Annotated in this window: 23 protein-coding genes; 19 read left to right on the forward strand and 4 right to left on the reverse strand. The window is 31.0% G+C overall.

From position 1 onward, the window contains the following. The first annotated feature begins 2 nt into the window (after positions 1 to 2). Complete coding sequence (apaG, locus tag ACFO3U_RS03770; RefSeq protein WP_379738398.1) at positions 3 to 389, forward strand: Co2+/Mg2+ efflux protein ApaG; 387 nt, start codon at positions 3 to 5, stop codon at positions 387 to 389. 118 nt (positions 390 to 507) lie between these two features. After that, on the forward strand, positions 508 to 2,136 hold the full coding sequence (gene pruA / locus ACFO3U_RS03775; protein WP_379738399.1) for an L-glutamate gamma-semialdehyde dehydrogenase: 1,629 nt from the start codon (positions 508 to 510) through the stop codon (positions 2,134 to 2,136). A 123-nt stretch (positions 2,137 to 2,259) separates the two neighbouring features. Here the strand turns inward: pruA and rsmG are convergent, their stop codons facing one another. Then, the gene (gene rsmG / locus ACFO3U_RS03780) at positions 2,260 to 2,889 is read right to left on the reverse strand and encodes a 16S rRNA (guanine(527)-N(7))-methyltransferase RsmG (protein WP_379738400.1); all 630 of its coding nucleotides are present in this window, start codon (positions 2,887 to 2,889) and stop codon (positions 2,260 to 2,262) included. A gap of 104 nt (positions 2,890 to 2,993) precedes the next feature. Between rsmG and ACFO3U_RS03785 the strand changes: the two genes are divergently transcribed. The 4 genes from ACFO3U_RS03785 to ACFO3U_RS03800 are packed head-to-tail and all read left to right on the forward strand — an operon-like array spanning position 2,994 to position 7,118. Further along, complete coding sequence (locus ACFO3U_RS03785) at positions 2,994 to 4,088, forward strand: fatty acid desaturase family protein (protein ID WP_379738401.1); 1,095 nt, start codon at positions 2,994 to 2,996, stop codon at positions 4,086 to 4,088. A 54-nt stretch (positions 4,089 to 4,142) separates the two neighbouring features. Next, complete coding sequence (locus ACFO3U_RS03790) at positions 4,143 to 5,330, forward strand: pyridoxal phosphate-dependent aminotransferase (protein WP_379738402.1); 1,188 nt, start codon at positions 4,143 to 4,145, stop codon at positions 5,328 to 5,330. 45 nt (positions 5,331 to 5,375) lie between these two features. Continuing rightward, positions 5,376 to 6,542, forward strand: a complete 1,167-nt coding sequence (purT, locus tag ACFO3U_RS03795; RefSeq protein ID WP_379738403.1) for a formate-dependent phosphoribosylglycinamide formyltransferase — start codon at positions 5,376 to 5,378, stop codon at positions 6,540 to 6,542. Further along, complete coding sequence (locus tag ACFO3U_RS03800; RefSeq protein WP_379738404.1) at positions 6,543 to 7,118, forward strand: Crp/Fnr family transcriptional regulator; 576 nt, start codon at positions 6,543 to 6,545, stop codon at positions 7,116 to 7,118. It abuts the gene before it with no gap. A gap of 49 nt (positions 7,119 to 7,167) precedes the next feature. On the opposite strand, the gene ACFO3U_RS03805 is transcribed toward ACFO3U_RS03800, so the two are convergent. After that, positions 7,168 to 8,184, reverse strand: coding sequence for a T9SS type A sorting domain-containing protein (locus ACFO3U_RS03805; RefSeq protein WP_379738405.1), 1,017 nt, complete (start codon positions 8,182 to 8,184; stop codon positions 7,168 to 7,170). Between the two features lie 151 nt (positions 8,185 to 8,335). On the opposite strand from ACFO3U_RS03805, the gene ACFO3U_RS03810 reads away from it, so the two are divergent. From ACFO3U_RS03810 to ACFO3U_RS03860, 11 genes are all read left to right on the forward strand, one after another. Next, positions 8,336 to 9,052, forward strand: a complete 717-nt coding sequence (locus tag ACFO3U_RS03810; protein WP_379738406.1) for a pirin family protein — start codon at positions 8,336 to 8,338, stop codon at positions 9,050 to 9,052. A 58-nt stretch (positions 9,053 to 9,110) separates the two neighbouring features. Then, positions 9,111 to 9,395 (forward strand): GNAT family N-acetyltransferase, encoded by a 285-nt coding sequence (locus tag ACFO3U_RS03815; RefSeq protein ID WP_379738407.1) that lies wholly within the window; start codon positions 9,111 to 9,113, stop codon positions 9,393 to 9,395. After that, positions 9,395 to 9,805, forward strand: coding sequence for an OsmC family protein (locus ACFO3U_RS03820; RefSeq protein WP_379738408.1), 411 nt, complete (start codon positions 9,395 to 9,397; stop codon positions 9,803 to 9,805). The genes ACFO3U_RS03815 and ACFO3U_RS03820 overlap by 1 nt, the downstream gene beginning before the upstream one ends. Positions 9,806 to 9,807: 2 nt before the next feature. Next, a complete protein-coding gene (locus ACFO3U_RS03825; RefSeq protein WP_379738409.1) occupies positions 9,808 to 10,032 on the forward strand; it encodes a (4Fe-4S)-binding protein in 225 nt (74 codons plus the stop codon). After that, positions 10,033 to 10,560 carry an NADPH-dependent FMN reductase gene (locus ACFO3U_RS03830; protein WP_379738410.1) on the forward strand — a complete coding sequence of 176 codons (528 nt, stop codon included), beginning with the start codon at positions 10,033 to 10,035 and terminating at the stop codon, positions 10,558 to 10,560. An 84-nt stretch (positions 10,561 to 10,644) separates the two neighbouring features. Then, entirely contained in the window at positions 10,645 to 11,175 is a 531-nt protein-coding gene (locus ACFO3U_RS03835) for a YceI family protein (protein ID WP_379738411.1), read from the forward strand. 136 nt (positions 11,176 to 11,311) lie between these two features. Then, positions 11,312 to 12,187, forward strand: coding sequence for an ACP S-malonyltransferase (fabD, locus tag ACFO3U_RS03840; protein WP_379738412.1), 876 nt, complete (start codon positions 11,312 to 11,314; stop codon positions 12,185 to 12,187). A 78-nt stretch (positions 12,188 to 12,265) separates the two neighbouring features. Then, positions 12,266 to 13,042 (forward strand): HipA family kinase, encoded by a 777-nt coding sequence (locus ACFO3U_RS03845; protein ID WP_379738413.1) that lies wholly within the window; start codon positions 12,266 to 12,268, stop codon positions 13,040 to 13,042. Beyond that, on the forward strand, positions 13,032 to 13,415 hold the full coding sequence (locus ACFO3U_RS03850; protein ID WP_379738414.1) for a DUF3037 domain-containing protein: 384 nt from the start codon (positions 13,032 to 13,034) through the stop codon (positions 13,413 to 13,415). Before ACFO3U_RS03845 ends, ACFO3U_RS03850 begins: the two co-directional genes overlap by 11 nt. 4 nt (positions 13,416 to 13,419) lie before the next feature. Beyond that, entirely contained in the window at positions 13,420 to 14,100 is a 681-nt protein-coding gene (locus ACFO3U_RS03855; RefSeq protein WP_379738415.1) for a peptidoglycan DD-metalloendopeptidase family protein, read from the forward strand. Positions 14,101 to 14,150: 50 nt separating this feature from the next. Continuing rightward, positions 14,151 to 14,369, forward strand: coding sequence for a hypothetical protein (locus ACFO3U_RS03860; protein ID WP_379738416.1), 219 nt, complete (start codon positions 14,151 to 14,153; stop codon positions 14,367 to 14,369). Positions 14,370 to 14,441: 72 nt separating this feature from the next. Here ACFO3U_RS03860 and galE read toward each other — a convergent pair whose 3' ends face one another. Together galE and ACFO3U_RS03870 are read right to left on the reverse strand one after the other, a co-directional pair. Further along, positions 14,442 to 15,455: a UDP-glucose 4-epimerase GalE gene (galE, locus tag ACFO3U_RS03865; protein ID WP_379738417.1), complete on the reverse strand. Its 1,014-nt coding sequence runs from the start codon at positions 15,453 to 15,455 to the stop codon at positions 14,442 to 14,444. Positions 15,456 to 15,521: 66 nt separating this feature from the next. Beyond that, the gene (locus ACFO3U_RS03870) at positions 15,522 to 16,649 is read right to left on the reverse strand and encodes a DegT/DnrJ/EryC1/StrS family aminotransferase (RefSeq protein WP_379738418.1); all 1,128 of its coding nucleotides are present in this window, start codon (positions 16,647 to 16,649) and stop codon (positions 15,522 to 15,524) included. A gap of 97 nt (positions 16,650 to 16,746) precedes the next feature. Here ACFO3U_RS03870 and ACFO3U_RS03875 point away from each other — a divergent pair, with 97 nt between their 5' ends. Together ACFO3U_RS03875 and ACFO3U_RS03880 are read left to right on the forward strand one after the other, a co-directional pair. Then, positions 16,747 to 18,012: a 3-deoxy-D-manno-octulosonic acid transferase gene (locus ACFO3U_RS03875; protein WP_379738419.1), complete on the forward strand. Its 1,266-nt coding sequence runs from the start codon at positions 16,747 to 16,749 to the stop codon at positions 18,010 to 18,012. 52 nt (positions 18,013 to 18,064) lie between these two features. Continuing rightward, positions 18,065 to 20,194: a S46 family peptidase gene (locus ACFO3U_RS03880; protein WP_379738420.1), complete on the forward strand. Its 2,130-nt coding sequence runs from the start codon at positions 18,065 to 18,067 to the stop codon at positions 20,192 to 20,194. Positions 20,195 to 20,332 lie beyond the last annotated feature (138 nt).

The raw sequence follows: 20,332 nt of genomic DNA on the forward strand, positions 1-20,332 counted from the left end.
AAATGGTAACTCAAATAACAAGAGGTATTAAAATTTCTGTTTTGACTAGTTTTGAAGGCACTTACTTCAAGAACTACAAGATTCATTTTGCCTTTACGTATCAGATTACTATTGAGAATCAAAGCAAAGATTCTGTTCAATTAAATTCACGTCATTGGGAAATTTACGACTCTTTAAATTCCAAAGAAATTGTGGATGGTGAAGGTGTTGTTGGCAAAAAACCTGTTTTAAAACCTGGTGAATCTCACGTTTATTCTTCAGGATGCTTATTAGCTTCTCCAATTGGAGCTATGAAAGGACATTTTAACATGATCAACTTTACCTCAACCAAGAGTTTCAAAGTTGAAATTCCGACTTTCAAATTAAGTGCAACTTTTGCTTTAAATTAATTTGTATCTTTTCTAACATACTTTTTGGAAAATCATTTGTATTTTTGCATTCAATTAAATTTTCTACAAAAAAAGTAGCCAAATTTCATAAAAGTTTAATAATCTAATAATTCACATTATGCCAAAAGGATTCTTTCATGTCCCAAAAGCGGTTAACGAACCCGTAAAATCTTACGCTCCAAATTCTCCAGAAAAAGCAGCCGTTTTAGCAGCTTATAAGAAAATGTGGAATGAAACTATAGACGTTCCTATGTATATTGGTTCTGAAGAAGTGCGAACTAACAATACAAAAACAATGTCAGCTCCTCACGATCACCAACACATCGTAGGAAAATATCATTTAGCTGAAAAATCTCATGTTGACAATGCCATTGCTGCTGCTTTAGAAGCTAGAAAAGAATGGTCACAAATGCCTTGGGAACACAGAGCATCCATCTTTTTAAAAGCTGCCGAATTAATTGCTGGTCCATATAGAGCTAGAATTAATGCTGCAACCATGATTGCACAATCCAAAAATATTTTTCAAGCAGAAATAGATGCTTCTTGTGAGTTGATTGACTTTTTACGTTACAATGTAGAATTCATGACTCAAATTTATAATGACCAACCAACTTCAAATTCTGATGTTTGGAATAAAGTTGAATATCGTCCATTAGAAGGATTTATTTATGCAATTACTCCTTTTAACTTTACAGCAATTGCTGCTAATTTACCAGCAAGTGCTGCTTTAATGGGAAATACAGTGGTTTGGAAACCAAGTGATAGTCAAGTTTTTTCTGCAAAAATCATTATTGATGTTTTCAAAGAAGCTGGTGTTCCTGATGGAGTTATCAACGTAGTATTTGGTGATCCTGTAATGATTTCTGATACTATTTTTGATCATCCTGATTTTGCTGGTGTTCATTATACAGGTTCGACTTATGTTTTTAAAGAAATTTTCAAAAAAATTGGAAACAACATTCATACTTACAAAACATACCCAAGAATTGTTGGTGAAACAGGTGGAAAAGATTTCATCGTAGCTCATCCATCAGCAAATGTAAAACAAGTAGTTACAGGAATTGTTCGTGGTGCTTTTGAATTTCAAGGACAAAAATGTAGTGCAGCTTCTAGAGCTTACATTCCACAAAGTATGTGGTCAGCTGTTAAAGAGCAATTGGTTACTGACGTAAAATCTATGAAAATGGGTTCTCCAGAAGATTTTTCAAATTTCATCACAGCAGTAATTCATGAAGGTTCTTTTGACAAATTAGCTAGTTACATTGATCAAGCGAAAAAAGATAGTGATGCTGAAATTTTAGTAGGTGGAAATTACGATAAATCGAAAGGATATTTTATTGAACCAACGGTTATCGTGACTACAAATCCAAAATACACTACAATGGAAACAGAACTTTTTGGACCTGTAATTACGGTTTATGTATATGAAGATGCAAAATGGGTAGAGACTTTAAAATTAGTTGATGAAACTTCAGAATATGCTTTAACTGGAGCTATTTTTAGTCAAGATAGATATGCAATTGTTGAAGCAACAAAAGCATTACAAAATGCAGCTGGAAACTTCTATATCAACGACAAACCAACAGGAGCAGTTGTAGGAATGCAACCATTTGGAGGAGCGAGAGCTTCAGGAACAAATGACAAAGCTGGTTCTATGCAAAATTTATTGCGTTGGGTTTCTCCAAGAACAATCAAAGAAACTTTCGTTACACCAGAAGATTATAGATATCCGTTTTTAGGAGAATAATTTTGAGGTACGAGGTTTGAAGTATAAAATACGTAATAAAAAAGGGTTGAGAATGTTTTTCTTAACCCTTTTTTTATATTTAACTTGACTATTTTGTACTTCAAACTTCGTATTTCGTACTTTCTAAGCTTTAAACTTCAAAGGCAAATGCACTACTTTTTTAGTTTCAAAAAAATCTTCCTTAAAATACTCGGATAAATTGTATTCTGTTGCTTTTGGAAAATCTTTTAATTCTTCGGTTAAATCACCACCTTTTAAATATAAAATTCCGTTTTTAAGTTCGTGTTTATTTTGTTTTTTAATTTTATCTTTAATCCAACTCACAAAATCTGGCATATTGGTTACGGCTCTACTTACTATAAAGTCAAAATCTCCTTTAACGTTTTCAGCACGCATTTGTTCGGCTTTGACATTTTTTAAATCTAAAGCGTTTGCCAATTCATTAACAACTCTAATCTTTTTGGCAATCACATCAATCAAATAAAAACGCGTTTCTGGAAACAAAATTGCTAATGGAATTCCAGGAAAACCTCCACCAGTTCCAACATCTAAAATATAAGTTCCTTTTTCAAAAGGTTGCACTTTTGCAATTCCAAGAGAATGTAAAACGTGTCTTGTATATAATTCATCAATATCTTTTCTAGAAATGACATTTATTTTCGAATTCCAATCTTCATATAAAGCTTGTAATTTTTCAAACTGTTCAATTTGTATTGGAGTTAAATTGGGAAATTGTCTTAAAATTTCTTCCATAAAGTTAATTTTTTACAAAAATAGTGTTTTTAACCAATAAAAAATGACTAATATCATATTTGAAAAAATTATAATATTTATCTTTGACGCTTAATTATATTATTATGAATTCAAATTCACCTACATTTTCAAATAATGATTCTATGAAATTCTTTCGAACTCTAAATAAGAGAGTTAACGAATATTTCAAAGAAAATAAAATACAAAAAACAGGAAACTGGAAGTTACATTTAAAAACTGTAATTATGTTTGCTATTTTTTTGACACCTTATTTTTTCCTATTAGCAATGGACATGCCTTTTTGGACTTATTTACTTCTTAATGTTGTAATAGGAATAGGAATGGCTGGTGTTGGAATGAACGTAATGCACGACGGAAATCACGGTTCATATTCTTCTAAAAGCTGGTTAAACAAAATTATGGGTGGAAGCATCTATATTTTAGCTGGAAATGTGTACAACTGGCAAGTGCAACATAATGTTTTACATCACACTTACACCAACATTCACGGTCATGATGAAGACTTAGATGCAGGAAGAGTAATGCGTTTTACCAAACAAGCCGATTGGAAATACTTTCATAAATTCCAACATATTTATTCTGTATTTTTATATGGATTATTAACATTCAATTGGGCAATCACTACAGATTTTCTTCAAATGAAACGTTATTTAAAAAGAAAATTATCGTATGGAGAATGGAAAAAACCTTCTGTAAGATGGACAACTTTAGTGATTACAAAAGTAATTTATTTCTCAATTTGGTTAGTGATTCCTATGGTTATTGGAATTACTTGGTGGAAAGTTTTATTAGGCTTTGTAGTAATGCATTATACTGCTGGAGTTATCTTAAGTGTTGTTTTCCAATTAGCACATATTGTAGAAGATACTGTTACTCCTTCTCCTAGTGAAGATATGTCAATGGAAAACACTTGGGCCATTCACCAATTATTTACAACAGCCAATTTTGCACCTAAAAACTGGTTAGTAAATTATTACACAGGTGGATTAAATCACCAAATTGAACACCACATTTTCCCAAATATCAGTCATATTCATTATGATAAAATAGCTAAAATTGTAAAAGAAACAGCTCAAGAATTTGAGTTACCTTATTACGAATTCAGAACTTTTAGAAGTGCTTTATATTCGCATTTTAAGCACTTAAAAGAACTTGGACAGAAACCACAATTAGTATAAAATTAAGACGCGATTAACTTCGCGTCTCTTTATTTAATCTCATTTATCTCTACAATGAATCATTTATTATCAGACAGAATTAACCAATTATCAACTTCTCAAACTTTAGCTATGGCAGCTTTAGCAAGAGAATTAAAATCTCAAGGAAAAGACATTATCAGTTTAAGTTTAGGTGAACCTGATTTCAATACACCTGATTTTATCAAAGAAGCTGCAAAAAAAGCTATTGATGAAAATTATTCAACTTATTCTCCAGTTGATGGTTACGCAGATTTAAAAGAAGCTATCTGTAGAAAATTCAAAAGAGATAATGACTTAGATTACAAACCTGCAAATGTTGTTGTATCAACTGGTGCAAAACAATCATTATACAATATTGCTCAATGTATGATTAATGATGGTGACGAAGTAATTTTACCAGCACCTTATTGGGTTTCTTATTTCGAAATTGTAAAAATGGCTGGAGGAATTCCTGTAGAAGTGCCAACAACAATTGAAAGTGATTTTAAAATCACACCTGAACAATTAGAAAAAGCAATTACTCCAAAAACAAAAATGGTTTGGTATAGTTGTCCATGTAACCCAAGTGGTTCTGTTTACAACCGTGAAGAATTAACTGCTTTAGCAAAAGTATTAGAAAAATATCCAAATATATTTGTAGTTTCTGATGAAATCTATGAACACATCAACTTTTCAGGAACATTTTGTAGTATAGCATCCATTCCAGGCATGTTTGAAAGAACCATTACAGTTAATGGTGTTGCCAAAGCATTTGCCATGACTGGCTGGAGAATTGGATATATAGGAGCACCAGAATTTATTGCAAAAGCTTGTACAAAAATGCAAGGCCAAGTGACTTCTGGAGCTAATTCAATTGCACAAAGAGCTACCATTGCAGCTGTTGATGCTGATCCAAAAGTATTAAACGAAATGGTTGCCGCTTTCAAAAGCAGAAGAGATTTAGTGGTTGGATTAATTCAAGAAATTCCAGGGTTAAAAATCAATTCACCTGAAGGAGCTTTTTATGTTTTCCCAGATGTATCTGAATATTTTGGAAAAACATTAAAAGGAACTGAAATTAAAGATGCTAACGATTTTGCTATGTATTTACTTTCTGAAGCAAACGTTGCAACAGTTACAGGTGAAGCTTTTGGGAACCCAAACTGCATCCGTTTTTCTTATGCTACAAGCGAGGAACAACTAACAGAAGCATTACGAAGAATTAAAAAAGCATTAGCATAAACATATTTGCCTCAAGGAAACTTGGGGCTTTTTATTACAACAAAAATGAATAATAAAATACTACTATTAGGTTCAGGTGAACTAGGAAAAGAATTCGTCATTGCTGCACAACGAATTGGTCAAACAGTTATTGCAGTTGATAGTTATAAAAACGCACCAGCAATGCAAGTAGCTCATGGCTTTGAAGTTATAAACATGTTAGATGGAGATACATTAGACAAAATTGTAGCGAAACACCAACCTGATTTTATTGTTCCAGAAATTGAAGCTATTCGTACAGAACGTTTTTATGAGTATGAAAAACAAGGAATTACTGTTGTTCCTTCTGCCAAAGCAGCAAATTTCACCATGAATCGAAAAGCTATTCGTGATTTAGCGGCTAAAGATTTAGGTTTAAGAACAGCAAATTATAGATATGCAACAACTGCTGAAGAATTACAAAAAGCGGTTCAAGAAGTTGGAATGCCTTGTGTTGTAAAACCATTAATGAGTTCTTCTGGAAAAGGACAATCTACCATTAAAACCAATGAAGATATCGCAAAAGCATGGAATTATGCTGTGGAAGGTTCTCGTGGTGATGTTGTGGAAGTAATTGTTGAAGCTTTTGTGAATTTTCATTCAGAAATTACTTTATTAACCGTAACTCAGAACAACAATCCTACTCTATTTTGTGCTCCAATTGGTCACAGACAAGAACGTGGTGATTATCAAGAAAGTTGGCAACCTGCAAGAGTTTCAAATAAGGATTTAGAAGAAGCTCAAGATATGGCAAAAAAAGTAACGGAAGCCTTAGGTGGTGCTGGCCTTTTTGGTGTTGAATTTTTCTTGACTGATGAAGGTGTTTATTTTTCTGAATTATCTCCTAGACCTCATGATACTGGAATGGTAACTTTAGCAAATACACAAAACTTCAATGAGTTTGAATTACATCTTCGTGCTATTTTAAGCTTACCAATTTTCGAAATTACATTAGAAAAGAATGGCTCAAGTGCTGTAATTTTAGCTTCAGAAAATTCAAATAACCCAACATTTACTGGTGTTGAAAATGTAGCTAATTTACCAAAAACTGATTTTAGATTATTTGGAAAACCAACTTCTAGACCTTACAGAAGAATGGGAGTTGTTTTATCTTATGATTCTCTAGAAACTCCAATCGAAGAAATTGTGGAAAGAGCAAAATCAACGGCTTCTTTAATAAAAGTTAATGCATAAATGGCTTTAATAATTCAAAATATAGAAAAAATTCTTTCTCTTACTGATGAAGAGAAAGAATTAATTCTGTCTAAAATTGAATTAAAAAAATACAAAGCAAAAACTGTAATACTGCATGCTGGAGAAATTTGTAAACATTCTTATTTTGTAAAATCTGGTATTTTAAGAAGTTTTAATATTAATGACAATATAGTTGAACATGTTCTCCAATTTGCTTGTGAAGACTGGTGGATTGGAGACATGTATAGCTTAATTTCTCAAAAACCAGGTAATTTATTCATAGAAGTGAATGAAGATGCAGAAGTTGCTTTACTTTCCAAAGAAAATCAAGAAGAATTATACCATCAGATTCCAAAATTAGAACGTTTTTTTAGAATTTTAACCGAAAACTCATTAGTAGCTCATCAAGAACGATTAATGGATAATTTGAGTTTATCTGCTGAAGAACGTTTTGAAAAATTTTGTTCCAAATACCCAACTTTAATTCAAAAAGTACCTCAAAAACAAATCGCTTCTTATATTGGTGTTACACCTGAATTTTTTAGTAAGATGAAAGCTAAGATGTTAAAAAAATAAAACTGCTCGAAATACAATTCAAGCAGTTTTATTTAAATGGATACTTTTATTATTTTTTTATAATCTTTCTTATTTCAGTTCCAAATTCACTTTCAACATGTAACAAGTAAGTTCCTATACTTAATTGGCTTAAAGAAATTTCTCCTTTCTGCACATTAAAATCTTGATTTAAAACAATTTGTCCAAGCATATTGAATAATTTTATGTTTGAAACTGGAATTTCAGATTCAATATACAATTTTTCTGATGTTGGATTGGGAAAAACTGATAATTCATTTTTATTAAACTCTTCAACTTTCAAAGCATCATCCGCTTTAAAATTTACTGACACAAAATTTCCTTGTTTAGTTGTAGAGGTTGGTGTGTAACCACTTTCCCAACAAGCACTATATAAAGAAGCATAACCTGGAGAAGAAGTCCCTGCAGCATCTACACTTCTTGAAGTTCCTGACGAACCATCATGCCTAATTTCTACTAATAAATTTCCACCAGCATAAAACCATGGTGTAGTGAAAACAATATCATAACTAAAATTATTAGGATTTGACCCAATAGTTAGTGCACCAGCTGGAACTGTTAAACTACCAGATCTTACTAGTGTTTGAGTGCCCACAACATTTTGAGCAAAAGTAAAACTTCGATCAGCTGGATTTACAGAACCACTTAAATAGATATCATAATTGTTATAAGTTGTATTAGAAGCTGGCCAATCAGTAGTTATTGTTCCTGAATTTCTAAAGGATATAGAAACTAAATGCTTTCCTGTCAAACTTGTTAGTTCACTTGCAGCAATTAAAATCTGATATGTTCGTGGAGAATTTGCAAATGGTCCCGTAAAACTAGAACCTGCACTTGTGTTTGCGTAAGCATTTGGCACAACCTGTTCAAATATTGTAAAAGGTGAAATTCCATTATTTTGCTGAGCAATTAAAGAAGAATTGGAAAAAATAATTCCAATTACTAATAACCATAATTTATTAGTCACTGTAAAATCTACAGTTTCAAACCAATTATTAATTTTCGAAACAGCAATTTTTTCATTCTCATTAAGTAATTTTGTTTTCATATATTTAATTTTAAGTTATTGATTTATAGATAAGTAAATATAACATTTATTTTAATAAAAAATTATATAAATATTTATTAATCTAGATTAAGTGTCTTTGGTTGTTGTCGATTGTAAATTTGTATTATAAAATTACTAAATTTATAACATTATGAAAAATACAGTTTTACACAAAGCAAATACAAGAGGAAATGCCAATCATGGTTGGTTGAATGCTTTTCACAGTTTCAGTTTTGGAAGCTGGTATAATCCAGAAAGAGTACAATTTGGAACATTAAGAGTTTTAAACGATGATACAATTGCTGCAGGAATGGGTTTTGGAACACATCCTCATGACAATATGGAAATCATTACAATTCCATTAGAAGGTGATTTGGCTCATAAAGACAGTATGGGAAATGCAGCTACGATTAAAACAGGTGATGTGCAAGTAATGAGTGCTGGAACTGGAATTCAACACAGTGAATTCAATCCAAATCCAGATTTACAAACAAAATTATTCCAAATTTGGTTATTTCCTAAAACTAGAAATGTAACACCTAGATATCAACAAATTACTTTAGATAAATCGTTACAAAAAAATGATTTTGCGCAAATTTTATCTCCAAATGAAGATGATGAAGGTGTTTGGATTCATCAAGATGCTTGGTTTTATTTAAGTGATTTTGATGCCGATTTTTCTAAAAAACTTTCCCTTAAAAAAGAAGGAAACGGATTTTATATCATGAACATTGAAGGAGAAATAGAAGTAAATGGTGAAAAATTAGAAAAAAGAGATGCAATCGGAATTTGGGAAACAACTGAACTAGAAATAAAAGCAAACACAGCTTCAAAATTTTTAGTAATGGAAATCCCAATGGAGCACTAATTAACCAAAACCTTTTCTTAATTTATGAATTAGGAAAAGGTTTCCCTAATTTTATACTATGAAACAAGAAGTAAAGATAGAAGTAAATAATAAAAATGGTTTTTTCTACATTGAAATAGATGGTAAAATTGTCGCTAAAATGACTTTCGTTTTCGCAGGAACTGATAAAATTATCGTTGATCACACTGAAGTGAATGATGCATTTGAAGGAAAAGGCTTTGGCAAAATGATGGTTGAGAAAGCCGTTGAATTTGCTAGAGAAAAAGAAATTAAGATTATTCCTCTTTGTCCTTTTACAAAAAGCGTAATTGATAAAACACCTGAATTTCAAGATATTTTATAATGGAAACTACACTTTTAGAAAATGACATTATTGGACAAATTGGTATTCAAAAATATCATTGTACCATTACTTGGAGAAATGGTAATTTGATAATGGACGAACCTGAAAGTATTGGTGGTAGAGATTTAGGACCAGATCCTCACTCTACTCTTTTGGCTTCTTTGGCTGGTTGTACTTTATCAACTTTACGTATGTACATCGACAGAAAAGGTTGGGATATTCCAGAAATAAATATTTCACTAAATTTATCTCAAAAAACGGATACAGAAATAATAACAACAATTACTCGAAGTATCAGTTTCCCAAAAACCATTGAAGGTAATATAAAAAACAGGTTGTTAATTATTGCTGAAAAATGTCCTGTTTCTAAAATATTAAAAAATCAAATAATAATTAATACAACTATATAATTATGGATCCAAAAGACATCACTAAAGAATACACAAATGGTGAAGTAACCATTGTTTGGCAATCAGGAAAATGCATTCATTCAGGAAATTGTGTTAGAAATAATCCTGATGTTTTTAAACCTAAAGAAAAACCATGGATTACTCCAGAGAATTCTACCACAGAAAAAATAATTTCAACTATTGAAAAATGTCCTTCAGGAGCATTAACTTATTATAAAAACAAATAAATGGATAAAAAAATTATTGCTTTTGGTGCTTCATCTAGTAAAAATTCAATCAACAAAAAACTAGCAACTTATACAGCAAATTTATTTGAAAATGCTAAAGTTGAAATTTTAGATTTGAATGATTATGAAATGTCTGTTTTTTCAGTAGATAAAGAAGCAAATGGTTTTCCCAAAGAAGCTCAAGCTTTTTTAGATAAAATAGCAGAAGCAGATTTATTAGTTGTTTCTATGGCAGAACATAACGGCAATTATACAGCTGCTTTTAAAAACATATTAGATTGGACTTCAAGAATAAACGGGAAAGTTTTTCAAGGAAAGAGAATGCTTTTGATGGCAACTTCTCCTGGTGCTCGTGGTGGAAAATCGGTTTTAGACATATCAAAAGATAGATTCCCAAGACATGATGCTAACTTAGTCGGAACTTTTTCTCTTCCTAGTTTTTATGAAAATTTTGATAATGCAAACGGAATTATCAATGTAGATCTGAAAAATGAGTTATTAGAAATCGTCAAAGAAATAGATTTATAATTTCTTAATCTAGGTTAAGTGATAAGCTAAACAACTGGTTGTAAATTTGTAATGTAATTATAAATTAATTAAAAAACATATACTATGGCAACTACAAAATGGGCAATTGACCCTACACATTCAGAAATTGGTTTTAAAGTAAAACACATGATGTTCACAAATGTTTCAGGTAAATTTGACAAATACGATGGAACTGTTGAAACAGAAGAAAACGATTTTACAACAGCTAAAATTTCTTTTGAAGCTGATATAAATTCAATTGATACAAGAAATACAGACAGAGACAATCACTTAAAAAGTGGTGATTTTTTTGATGCTGAAAACCATCCAAAATTAACTTTTGAAGGAAAATCATTTAATAAAATAAATGAAAATCAATATGAATTAATTGGTGATTTAGCTATGAAAGGAAATTCAAAAGAAGTAAAACTTCCTGTAGAATTTAGTGGTTTGATGCAAGATCCTTGGGGAAATACCAAAGTAGGAATGAATATCGAAAGCAAAATCAACCGTAAAGATTGGGGTTTAAACTGGAATTCAGCTTTAGAAACTGGTGGTGTTTTAGTAGGTGAAGATGTAAAACTTGTTATTGATTTACAATTAGTTAAAGCATAATCTTAACATTCAAAAATATACAACCTTACACATTTTAGGATTTGTAAGGTTTTTTTATGTCGAAAAAGTTTAATTTTGCATAGGTTTTGATTTCAACTTTTAAACTCATAACCTTTTAAACTTTTAAATTCAAAATATGAAAGCATACGTATTTCCAGGTCAAGGAGCTCAATTCACAGGAATGGGTAAAGACTTATATGAAAATTCGGCATTAGCCAAAGAACTATTTGAAAAAGCCAATGAAATTTTAGGATTCAGAATCACAGACATTATGTTTGAAGGAACTGCTGAAGAACTAAAAGAAACTAAAGTAACCCAGCCAGCGGTTTTTTTACATTCAGTAATTTTAGCAAAAACATTAGGAATAGATTTTAAACCTGAAATGGTTGCTGGTCACTCATTAGGAGAGTTTTCTGCTTTAGTTGCTAACGGTGCACTATCTTTTGAAGATGGGTTAAAATTAGTTTCACAAAGAGCCTTAGCTATGCAAAAAGCCTGTGAAATTAAACCTTCTACAATGGCAGCAGTTTTAAATTTAGACGATAAAATTGTAGAAGACATTTGCGCTTCTATTGATGGAATCGTTGTAGCAGCTAATTATAATTGCCCAGGTCAATTGGTAATTTCTGGAGAATATAAAGCTGTTGAAGAAGCTTGTGAAAAAATGAAAGAAGCTGGAGCCAAACGTGCTTTAATTTTACCAGTTGGCGGTGCATTTCATTCTCCAATGATGGAACCAGCGAGAGAAGAGTTGGCTGCAGCTATTGAAGCCACTACTTTCTCTACTCCTATTTGTCCAGTGTATCAAAACGTTACTGCAAATGCTGTTTCAGATGCCGAAGAGATTAAGAAAAACTTAATCATTCAATTGACTGCACCTGTAAAATGGACACAATCGGTTAATCAAATGATTGCTGATGGAGCAAAAAGTTTTACAGAAGTTGGTCCAGGAAAAGTATTGGTTGGATTAGTGAATAAAATTAACCGTGATGTAGAAACTCATTCTGCATAAATTAAAAAAACTTCAAAACTCCGATTAAAACATCGGAGTTTTTTTTTGGCTATCTTTGTAAAAAAGAAGGCTCTATTTATGAATTTAGATTTACGAACTGTAAATGTCACAAGATATATAACTCCATTACGAGAAGGTGGTTCTTTACCAGCCTTAGCGGAAGCAGATGATGATTTTAAATACGTTTTGAAATTTAGAGGAGCTGGTCATGGAGTAAAAGCACTAATCGCAGAGTTTTTAGGTGGACAAATTGCAAAATACCTTGAATTACCAGTTCCTGAGTTAGTTTTCGCTAATTTGGATGAAGCCTTTGGAAGAACAGAAGCCGATGAAGAGATTCAGGATTTATTGAAGTTTAGTCAAGGTTTAAATTTGGGCTTACACTTTTTATCTGGAGCTTTAACTTATGATGCTGCTGCCAATGATTGTGATGCTTTGTTGGCTTCAAAAATAGTTTGGTTAGATGCTTTTATCACTAATGTTGACCGAACTTTCAAAAACACCAATTTATTGATTTGGAAAAAAGAACTTTGGCTAATAGACCATGGTGCATCTTTTTATTTTCATCATTCTTGGACGAATTGGGAAGCAACTGCAAAAACACCATTTGCATTAATTAAAGATCATGTTTTATTGCCAAAAGCAAGTAAATTAGTTGAAGCTCATCAAGAATTTACTTCCAAATTAAATGATATCATTCTGAAAGAAATAGTCAATCAAATTCCGGAAGATTGGTTAATTTGGGAAGAACAGAACATTTCTCCTTCAGAAATTAAGGAAGTGTACTTTCAATTTCTTTCAATCAGATTACAAAACGCTGAATTATTTTTAAAACAAGCTCAAGATGCACGATAAACACTTATATGAATATGCTGTAATTCGTGTCGTACCGAAAGTAGAACGCGAAGAATTTATCAATGTTGGTTTGATGCTTTACTCAAAGCGTCAAAAATATTTGCGAATTAAATACCATATTCCCTCTAAAAAAATAAAAGCTTTTTGCTCAGAATTTGATTTGGATTTGCTTAAAATTAATCTTGATGCTTTAGTAAATATTTGCGAAGGAAAAAAAGAAGGTGGACCCATTGCTCAATTTGAAAAAGATGAACGCTTTAGATGGATTAGTGCCATAAAAAGCTCAAGCATTCAAACTTCAAGACCACATTCTGGTTTTAGTAATGATTTAGATGCAACCTTTGAAAAATTATACAGCGAATTAGTAGAATAAAAACATGTACAAAAAATTAGAACAGTTACTTGGAGAACAAAAAAATGTAAAAGTCATTGATGCATCAATTGATTATACAGATTATGTTGCTTTAGATTTATCAGCAAATCATACTGATGAATTAGGTTTAGATTTAACTAACGTAACTGTTTTTGAAGAATTCATTGAAAATCACTTATCAAATAACAAGGCAAAAGTAGCTTTTGGAGGTTATTTAGAAAAACGAAATTTATACAGAAGAAGTACAGTTTTCAAAAATGAAATTACTGATGAACGCAACATTCATATTGGTTTGGATTTATGGATAAAAGCTGGAACAACAGTTTTGGCAGCATTAGACGGAAAAATTCACAGTTTTCAGAATAATACTGCTTTTGGTGATTATGGACCAACGATAATTTTAGAACATTCAATTGACAAAATTACTTTTTATACTTTATATGGTCATTTAGATTTAAACAGTTTAGTTGGTAAAGAAGTCGGACAAATTGTAAAAAAAGGAGAAGTCATTGCAAAACTTGGAGCTCCACCAATTAACGGAGATTATGCTCCTCATTTACATTTTCAAATTATAAAAAATTTAGAAAATAAAACAGGTGATTATCCGGGAGTTTGTAGTCAAAGAGAAATTGAGTTTTATTCAACAAATTGTCCAGATCCTAATTTACTTTTAAACATTAAATAGTTTTTTATATATTTGAGTATAAAAAATTATTAATTCAAATTATTTTATTTATGAAAAAAGCAATTTTGACATTAGCATTTGTATCAACACTAGCATTTGTATCTTGTAAAGAAACTACACAAGACAAAGTAGAAGATGCAACAGAAGCAGTTGGAAACGACATTGAAACAGCTGCAGAAAATACAGTTGACGCTATAGATTCTACAGCAACTGAAGTTGGAAACGACATTGAAGCTGGTGTAGAAAAAATGGATGATAAAATGGACTAAGTTACGAAGTAACATTTCCAATTTTTAAAAAAACAAAACCCAAATGGATTTCATTTGGGTTTTTTATTGTTTTTAACCTCTAATTTTCTGCTCCCATTTCCAAGCACTGGCTAGAGCTTCTTCAAGAGAAAACTGTGCTTTCCATCCTAAAACATTGTTTGCTTTATCTGTATTAGCATAAGCTTCAGTGATATCACCTTCTCTTCTACCTACTATTTGGTAATTTAATTTTTGATTCGAAACTTTTTCAAAAGCATTAATTACTTCTAAAACTGAACTTCCTGTTCCTGTACCTAAATTAAACGTTTCTACTTTTTCTAAATTTTTATTGTCCAATAAACGTTTCAAAGCCACAACATGTGCTTTTGCTAAATCCACAACATGAATATAATCACGAACAGCTGTTCCATCAGAAGTTGGATAATCATCTCCAAAAACCGATAATTTTTCACGTAATCCTATTGCTGTTTGTGTGATAAATGGCACTAAATTTTGTGGAACACCAAGTGGCAATTCACCAATTTCAGCAGATGAATGAGCTCCAATTGGATTAAAATAACGCAACAAAATTGAATTTAAGTTGGTCACTTTTGCAGTGTCTGTAATTATTTCTTCACCAATTTGTTTTGTATTTCCATAAGGAGACATAGCTGATTGAACGGGTGCATTTTCGGTAATTGGCATTTTTTCGGCTTGACCATAAACCGTGCATGAAGAACTAAAAATAAAATTTGCTTTATTTAATTTTGTCAATTCTTGCAAAACGTACACCAAAGCATTAATGTTGTTTTCATAATACAACAATGGATTTTCAACACTTTCACCAACTGCTTTTGAAGCTGCAAAGTGAATAACTCCAACTACATCATTGTGCTTTTTAAAAAAATCTTGAACTGCTAATTTTTCTCGCAAATCTAACTTTTCAAAAATGGGTTTTTTACCAGTAATATTGAAAATTCCCTCTAAAACACTTTCTGAAGAATTCGATAAATTATCGATGGCTACAACTTCAAAACCTTCATTTTGTAATTCAACTACGGTATGAGATCCAATAAAACCTAATCCTCCTGTTACTACTATTTTCATTTTTAATGTTTGTTGTTTATGGTTTGTTGTTTATAGTTAAAAACAAAAATCATAAACTATTATTTATTAAACGTATTCTAAAACAGAATCTGTGATAAATTTAATTTGTTCGTCATCTAGTTCAGTATGCATTGGTAAAGCTATAACTTCTTTACATAATTGATTGGTTACTGGAAAATCTTCTTCTTTGTAACGTGAGTCTGCATATGCTTTTTGACTATGCAATGGAATTGGATAATAAATCGCACATGGAATTTCTTTACTTTGTAAATGTGCTAATAAACCATCTCGTTTTCCATTTTTGATTCGGATAACATATTGATGAAACACATGGCAATCACAAGTTTCGCAGATAGTTGGAGCCCAAATGTTTGGATTAACACTCAATGCAGCTGAATATTTTCTGGCAGCATCTTGACGAGCTTTATTGTAAATATCTAAATGTGGTAATTTTGCTTTCAAAACTCCAGCTTGCATACTATCTAAACGCGAATTTACACCAACCACATCATGATGATATCTTTCATACATTCCATGATTTACGATTCCTCTTAATGTATGCGCTAATTTATCATCATTTGTAAAAATCGCACCACCATCACCGTAACATCCTAAGTTTTTTGAGGGAAAGAATGAAGTTGCACCTACATGACCAATCGTTCCAACTTTAGTTTTTGAACCATCTTTTGAAGTGTAATCAGCACCAATTGCTTGAGCATTGTCTTCAATTACATATAAATTATGTTCGTTTGCAATTTCCATAATGGCATCCATATTGGCTGCACGTCCAAATAAATGAACCGGAACAATGGCTTTTGTTTTTGGTGTTATAGCTTTTTTAATTGCTTCAAGAGATATGTTCATATTATTCATATCTACATCTACTAAAACTGGTGTAAGTTGTAACAATGCAATCACTTCAACTGTGGCGGCAAAAGTAAAATCAGCTGTGATAACTTCATCACCTGGTTTTAAATCCAATCCCATCATGGCTATTTGCAAAGCGTCTGTTCCATTAGCACAAGGAATTACATGTTTAACTCCTAAATATTTTTCTAAATCAGCTTGAAATTGGTGAACCAAAGGTCCATTTATGTATGTATTTGTATCTAAAACTTCCTGAATTGAAGCGTTAACTTCATCTTTTATTTTTTCGTATTGACTTTTAAGGTCAACCATTTGTAGTTTTCTCATTGGAAATAAAATTAAGTGATACAAAAGTAAGAAATTCTGCCTTACAATTTAAAGTATCACAAAAGAAACGTATTTTTAGCCCATCAAAAAAGATAGAATGTATTTTATTTATAATTTCATTACGTTTTTAGCATCGCAAGTAGTTAAAATTTTAGCCCTTTTTAGTCCAAAAATGAAGTTATTTGTTGATGGAAGAAAAACAGTTTTTTCTACATTGCAAAGTAAAATTAATGCTAATGATAAAACCATTTGGTTTCATGCTGCTTCTTTAGGTGAATATGAACAAGGCTTACCTGTGATTGAAAAAATTAAAGAAAAATTTCCTTTTCATAAAATCGTTGTTACTTTCTTTTCTCCTTCTGGTTATGAAGTTCGAAAAAACAATACAGTTGCAGATGTAACCGTTTATTTGCCTTTGGACACAAAATCAAATACCAAACAATTTTTAGATTTAGTGCATCCAGAACTGGTGCTTTTTATCAAATATGAATATTGGCCTAATTATTTGAAAGAATTAAAGAAACGTAACATCAAAACCTATTTAATTTCTGGAATTTTACGAGAAAATCAAGCGTTTTTTAAATGGTATGGTGGTTTTTATAGAAATGCTTTAAAAACATTTGACTACTTTTTTGTTCAAAATGAAAATTCTAAAAAGTTATTACAAAGCATTGGATTCAATAATGTAAAAATTTCTGGAGACACAAGATTTGACCGAGTGGTTTCTATTTTAGAAAGAGATAATTCATTAGATTTTATTGAAGAATTTAAGGATAATAAAACAACAATCGTCATTGGAAGTTCTTGGCCAAAGGATGAAGAATTATTAGTTAAATACATTAATAATTCTTCTGAAAACGTAAAATTCATTATAGCACCTCACAATATCAAACAAGAGCAAATTCTAGAATTAAAAAATTCAATCAAGAAAAAAACAATTTTGTTTTCTGAAAAAGATGAGATGCTGAAACGAGTTCAGCATGACAAGTTAGCTGATTTCAATGTTTTCATAATCGACACTATCGGAATTTTAACTAAAATCTATTCTTACGCTGATATTGCTTATGTTGGTGGTGGCTTTGGCAATCCTGGTATTCATAATATTTTAGAACCAGCAACTTTTGGAATTCCAATGGTGATTGGTCCAAATTATTCTCATTTTGCTGAAGCCACTGCTTTGGTTAATATGGATGGATGTATTTCTATTCAAAATCAAATTCAATTAGACGAAACTTTCAATTTGTTACTTCAAAATGAAGATGAAAGATTCGAAAAAGGTCATATTTGTAGCACTTTTGTTCAAATGAATAAGGGAGCAACTTCAATAATAATGAATCACATTCTTAATGAAACATTAAATTAATTTCAAAAAAAATCAAAAATCGTAACTTGCAAAACTTATCAAAACAAAACTTATGAAACATATTAAATTACTACTATTACTTTTCGTTATTTCAACACAAGCCCAACAAGGTGGAATGTGGGTTCCTTCTCTATTGAACGGAATGAATGAAAGTGAGATGAAATCGCTTGGCATGAAAATTTCAGCCAAAGACATTTATGATGCCAACAATTCTAGTTTGAAAGATGCTGTTCCTCATTTTAATGGTGGATGTACTTCTGAAGTTATTTCTCCACAAGGACTAATTTTAACCAATCACCATTGTGGTTATGGAGCGATTCAAAATCACTCAACTGTGGAACACGATTATCTTCAAGATGGTTTTTGGGCCTATAAAATGGAAGACGAATTACCTAATAAAGGTATGGTTGTAACATTTGTAGTTCGCATTGAAGATGTAACATCTAAAATCATGGAAGGTGTTGATGCTTTAAATGACGAAGCGCAAAAACAAAAGAAAATTCAAGAAAATATTCAACTTTATAGCGAAAAATTACCAAAAGAATCTTGGCAAGAAAATAAAATCAGAACATTTTTTGACGGAAATCAGTATCTATTATTTGTAACAGAGACTTATAAAGATGTTCGTTTAGTTGGTGCTCCACCAAGTTCAATTGGTAAATTTGGTTCAGATACTGATAACTGGGTTTGGCCAAGACATACAGGAGATTTTTCATTATTCAGAATTTATGCTGATAAAAACAATCGTCCGGCAGAATATTCTAAAGACAATGTACCATACAAACCAAAACACTTCTTACCTATTTCAACGAAAGGAATCAAAGAAAATGATTTCACAATGGTTATGGGTTATCCTGGAAGAACACAAGAATATTTACCTTCATTTGCAGTAGAACAAATAGTAAATGATTTAAATCCAGCAAAAATTGAAATTAGAGATGCTGCTCTGAAAGTGCAAGATGGTTTTATGCGAAAAGATCAAGCCATTAAAATTCAATATGCTTCCAAATATGCAAGTGTTGCTAATTATTGGAAAAAATGGATTGGTGAAAGTAAAGGTTTAAAAAAATCAAATGCAGTAGCTATCAAACAAAAATTTGAAGCTGATTTTATGAAAAGAGTTGCAAAAGCAGGAAAACAAGCAGAATATGGAAATTTACTTTCAGAGTTTGAAAAAAATTATGCTGCAATTAAAGATTATGCTGTTGCAAGAGATTATTTTAGTGAAGTTGTTTTAAGAAATACAGAATTATTGAGTTTTGGATTTAAATTGTATCAGTTAGAACAAGTTTATAACTCAAAAGGAGAGCAATCATTTAATGATAGAAAAAACAACTTAATTGCAAGTTTTGAAGATTCTTATAAAGATTTTAATGCACAAGTAGATGAAAAAGTTTTTGAACAATTAATTCAATTATATGCAACAAAATCTCCTAAGCAGTTTTTACCAAGTTCATTAGAAAACATCAATGCTAGTTCATTAGCTAAAGAAATTTATTCAACTTCAAGCTTAACAAGTTATGCAAAATTACAAGAGTTATTAAGTGGTGATGCAAAATCTGTAATTGAAAAAATGAATAACGACAAAGGATTTCAATTGGTAAAATCATTAGCTGATGCTTATTTTGAAAAAATTGCACCAACATATAATGAACTTGATTTAAAAAATTCGGCTTTGCAAAGAACTTACATGAAAGCAATTGTAGAATTGTTTCCTAACGATAGAATTTTCCCTGATGCAAACAGTACTCTTCGTGTTACATATGGACAAGTAAAAGGTTACGCTCCACAAGATGCCGTTTATTATGAGCCTGTGACTTATTTAGAAGGTGTAATGGAAAAATATGTTCCTAATGATTATGAATTTGATGTACCTCAAAAGTTAATTGACTTATACAACAAAAAAGATTATGGTACTTATGCCCAAAATGGAAAGTTACCAGTTTGTTTTATTGCTACTAATCACACTACAGGAGGAAACTCTGGAAGTCCTGCAATTGATGCAAAAGGAAACCTTATTGGGTTAAACTTTGACCGTGTTTGGGAAGGAACAATGAGTGACATATATTATAGTCCTGATATCTGTAGAAATATTATGGTTGATATTAGATATGTATTATTTATTATTGACAAATATGCTGGAGCCAAAAACATCATTAACGAATTAACTATCAGGAAATAATAAATTTTATTGAAATTTATTTTGGCATGGAAATTGTAAATAAACCATGCGGAATTCAAGGGTAAAAATATTTTGAAAAAAAAATGAAAAAATATTTTGTCATGTCAAAAATTTTATATCTTTGCTCCGAATTAATAA

Source organism: Flavobacterium ponti (genome assembly GCF_042652765.1).
Classification (GTDB): domain Bacteria; phylum Bacteroidota; class Bacteroidia; order Flavobacteriales; family Flavobacteriaceae; genus Flavobacterium; species Flavobacterium ponti.

Coding starts and splice junctions, on each gene's coding strand:
- apaG (WP_379738398.1), top strand. CDS start 3: ATGGTAACTCAAATAACAAGAGGTATTAAAATTTCTGTTTTGACTAGT.
- pruA (WP_379738399.1), top strand. CDS start 508: ATGCCAAAAGGATTCTTTCATGTCCCAAAAGCGGTTAACGAACCCGTA.
- rsmG (WP_379738400.1), bottom strand. CDS start 2,889: ATGGAAGAAATTTTAAGACAATTTCCCAATTTAACTCCAATACAAATT.
- ACFO3U_RS03785 (WP_379738401.1), top strand. CDS start 2,994: ATGAATTCAAATTCACCTACATTTTCAAATAATGATTCTATGAAATTC.
- ACFO3U_RS03790 (WP_379738402.1), top strand. CDS start 4,143: ATGAATCATTTATTATCAGACAGAATTAACCAATTATCAACTTCTCAA.
- purT (WP_379738403.1), top strand. CDS start 5,376: ATGAATAATAAAATACTACTATTAGGTTCAGGTGAACTAGGAAAAGAA.
- ACFO3U_RS03800 (WP_379738404.1), top strand. CDS start 6,543: ATGGCTTTAATAATTCAAAATATAGAAAAAATTCTTTCTCTTACTGAT.
- ACFO3U_RS03805 (WP_379738405.1), bottom strand. CDS start 8,184: ATGAAAACAAAATTACTTAATGAGAATGAAAAAATTGCTGTTTCGAAA.
- ACFO3U_RS03810 (WP_379738406.1), top strand. CDS start 8,336: ATGAAAAATACAGTTTTACACAAAGCAAATACAAGAGGAAATGCCAAT.
- ACFO3U_RS03815 (WP_379738407.1), top strand. CDS start 9,111: ATGAAACAAGAAGTAAAGATAGAAGTAAATAATAAAAATGGTTTTTTC.
- ACFO3U_RS03820 (WP_379738408.1), top strand. CDS start 9,395: ATGGAAACTACACTTTTAGAAAATGACATTATTGGACAAATTGGTATT.
- ACFO3U_RS03825 (WP_379738409.1), top strand. CDS start 9,808: ATGGATCCAAAAGACATCACTAAAGAATACACAAATGGTGAAGTAACC.
- ACFO3U_RS03830 (WP_379738410.1), top strand. CDS start 10,033: ATGGATAAAAAAATTATTGCTTTTGGTGCTTCATCTAGTAAAAATTCA.
- ACFO3U_RS03835 (WP_379738411.1), top strand. CDS start 10,645: ATGGCAACTACAAAATGGGCAATTGACCCTACACATTCAGAAATTGGT.
- fabD (WP_379738412.1), top strand. CDS start 11,312: ATGAAAGCATACGTATTTCCAGGTCAAGGAGCTCAATTCACAGGAATG.
- ACFO3U_RS03845 (WP_379738413.1), top strand. CDS start 12,266: ATGAATTTAGATTTACGAACTGTAAATGTCACAAGATATATAACTCCA.
- ACFO3U_RS03850 (WP_379738414.1), top strand. CDS start 13,032: ATGCACGATAAACACTTATATGAATATGCTGTAATTCGTGTCGTACCG.
- ACFO3U_RS03855 (WP_379738415.1), top strand. CDS start 13,420: ATGTACAAAAAATTAGAACAGTTACTTGGAGAACAAAAAAATGTAAAA.
- ACFO3U_RS03860 (WP_379738416.1), top strand. CDS start 14,151: ATGAAAAAAGCAATTTTGACATTAGCATTTGTATCAACACTAGCATTT.
- galE (WP_379738417.1), bottom strand. CDS start 15,455: ATGAAAATAGTAGTAACAGGAGGATTAGGTTTTATTGGATCTCATACC.
- ACFO3U_RS03870 (WP_379738418.1), bottom strand. CDS start 16,649: ATGAGAAAACTACAAATGGTTGACCTTAAAAGTCAATACGAAAAAATA.
- ACFO3U_RS03875 (WP_379738419.1), top strand. CDS start 16,747: ATGTATTTTATTTATAATTTCATTACGTTTTTAGCATCGCAAGTAGTT.
- ACFO3U_RS03880 (WP_379738420.1), top strand. CDS start 18,065: ATGAAACATATTAAATTACTACTATTACTTTTCGTTATTTCAACACAA.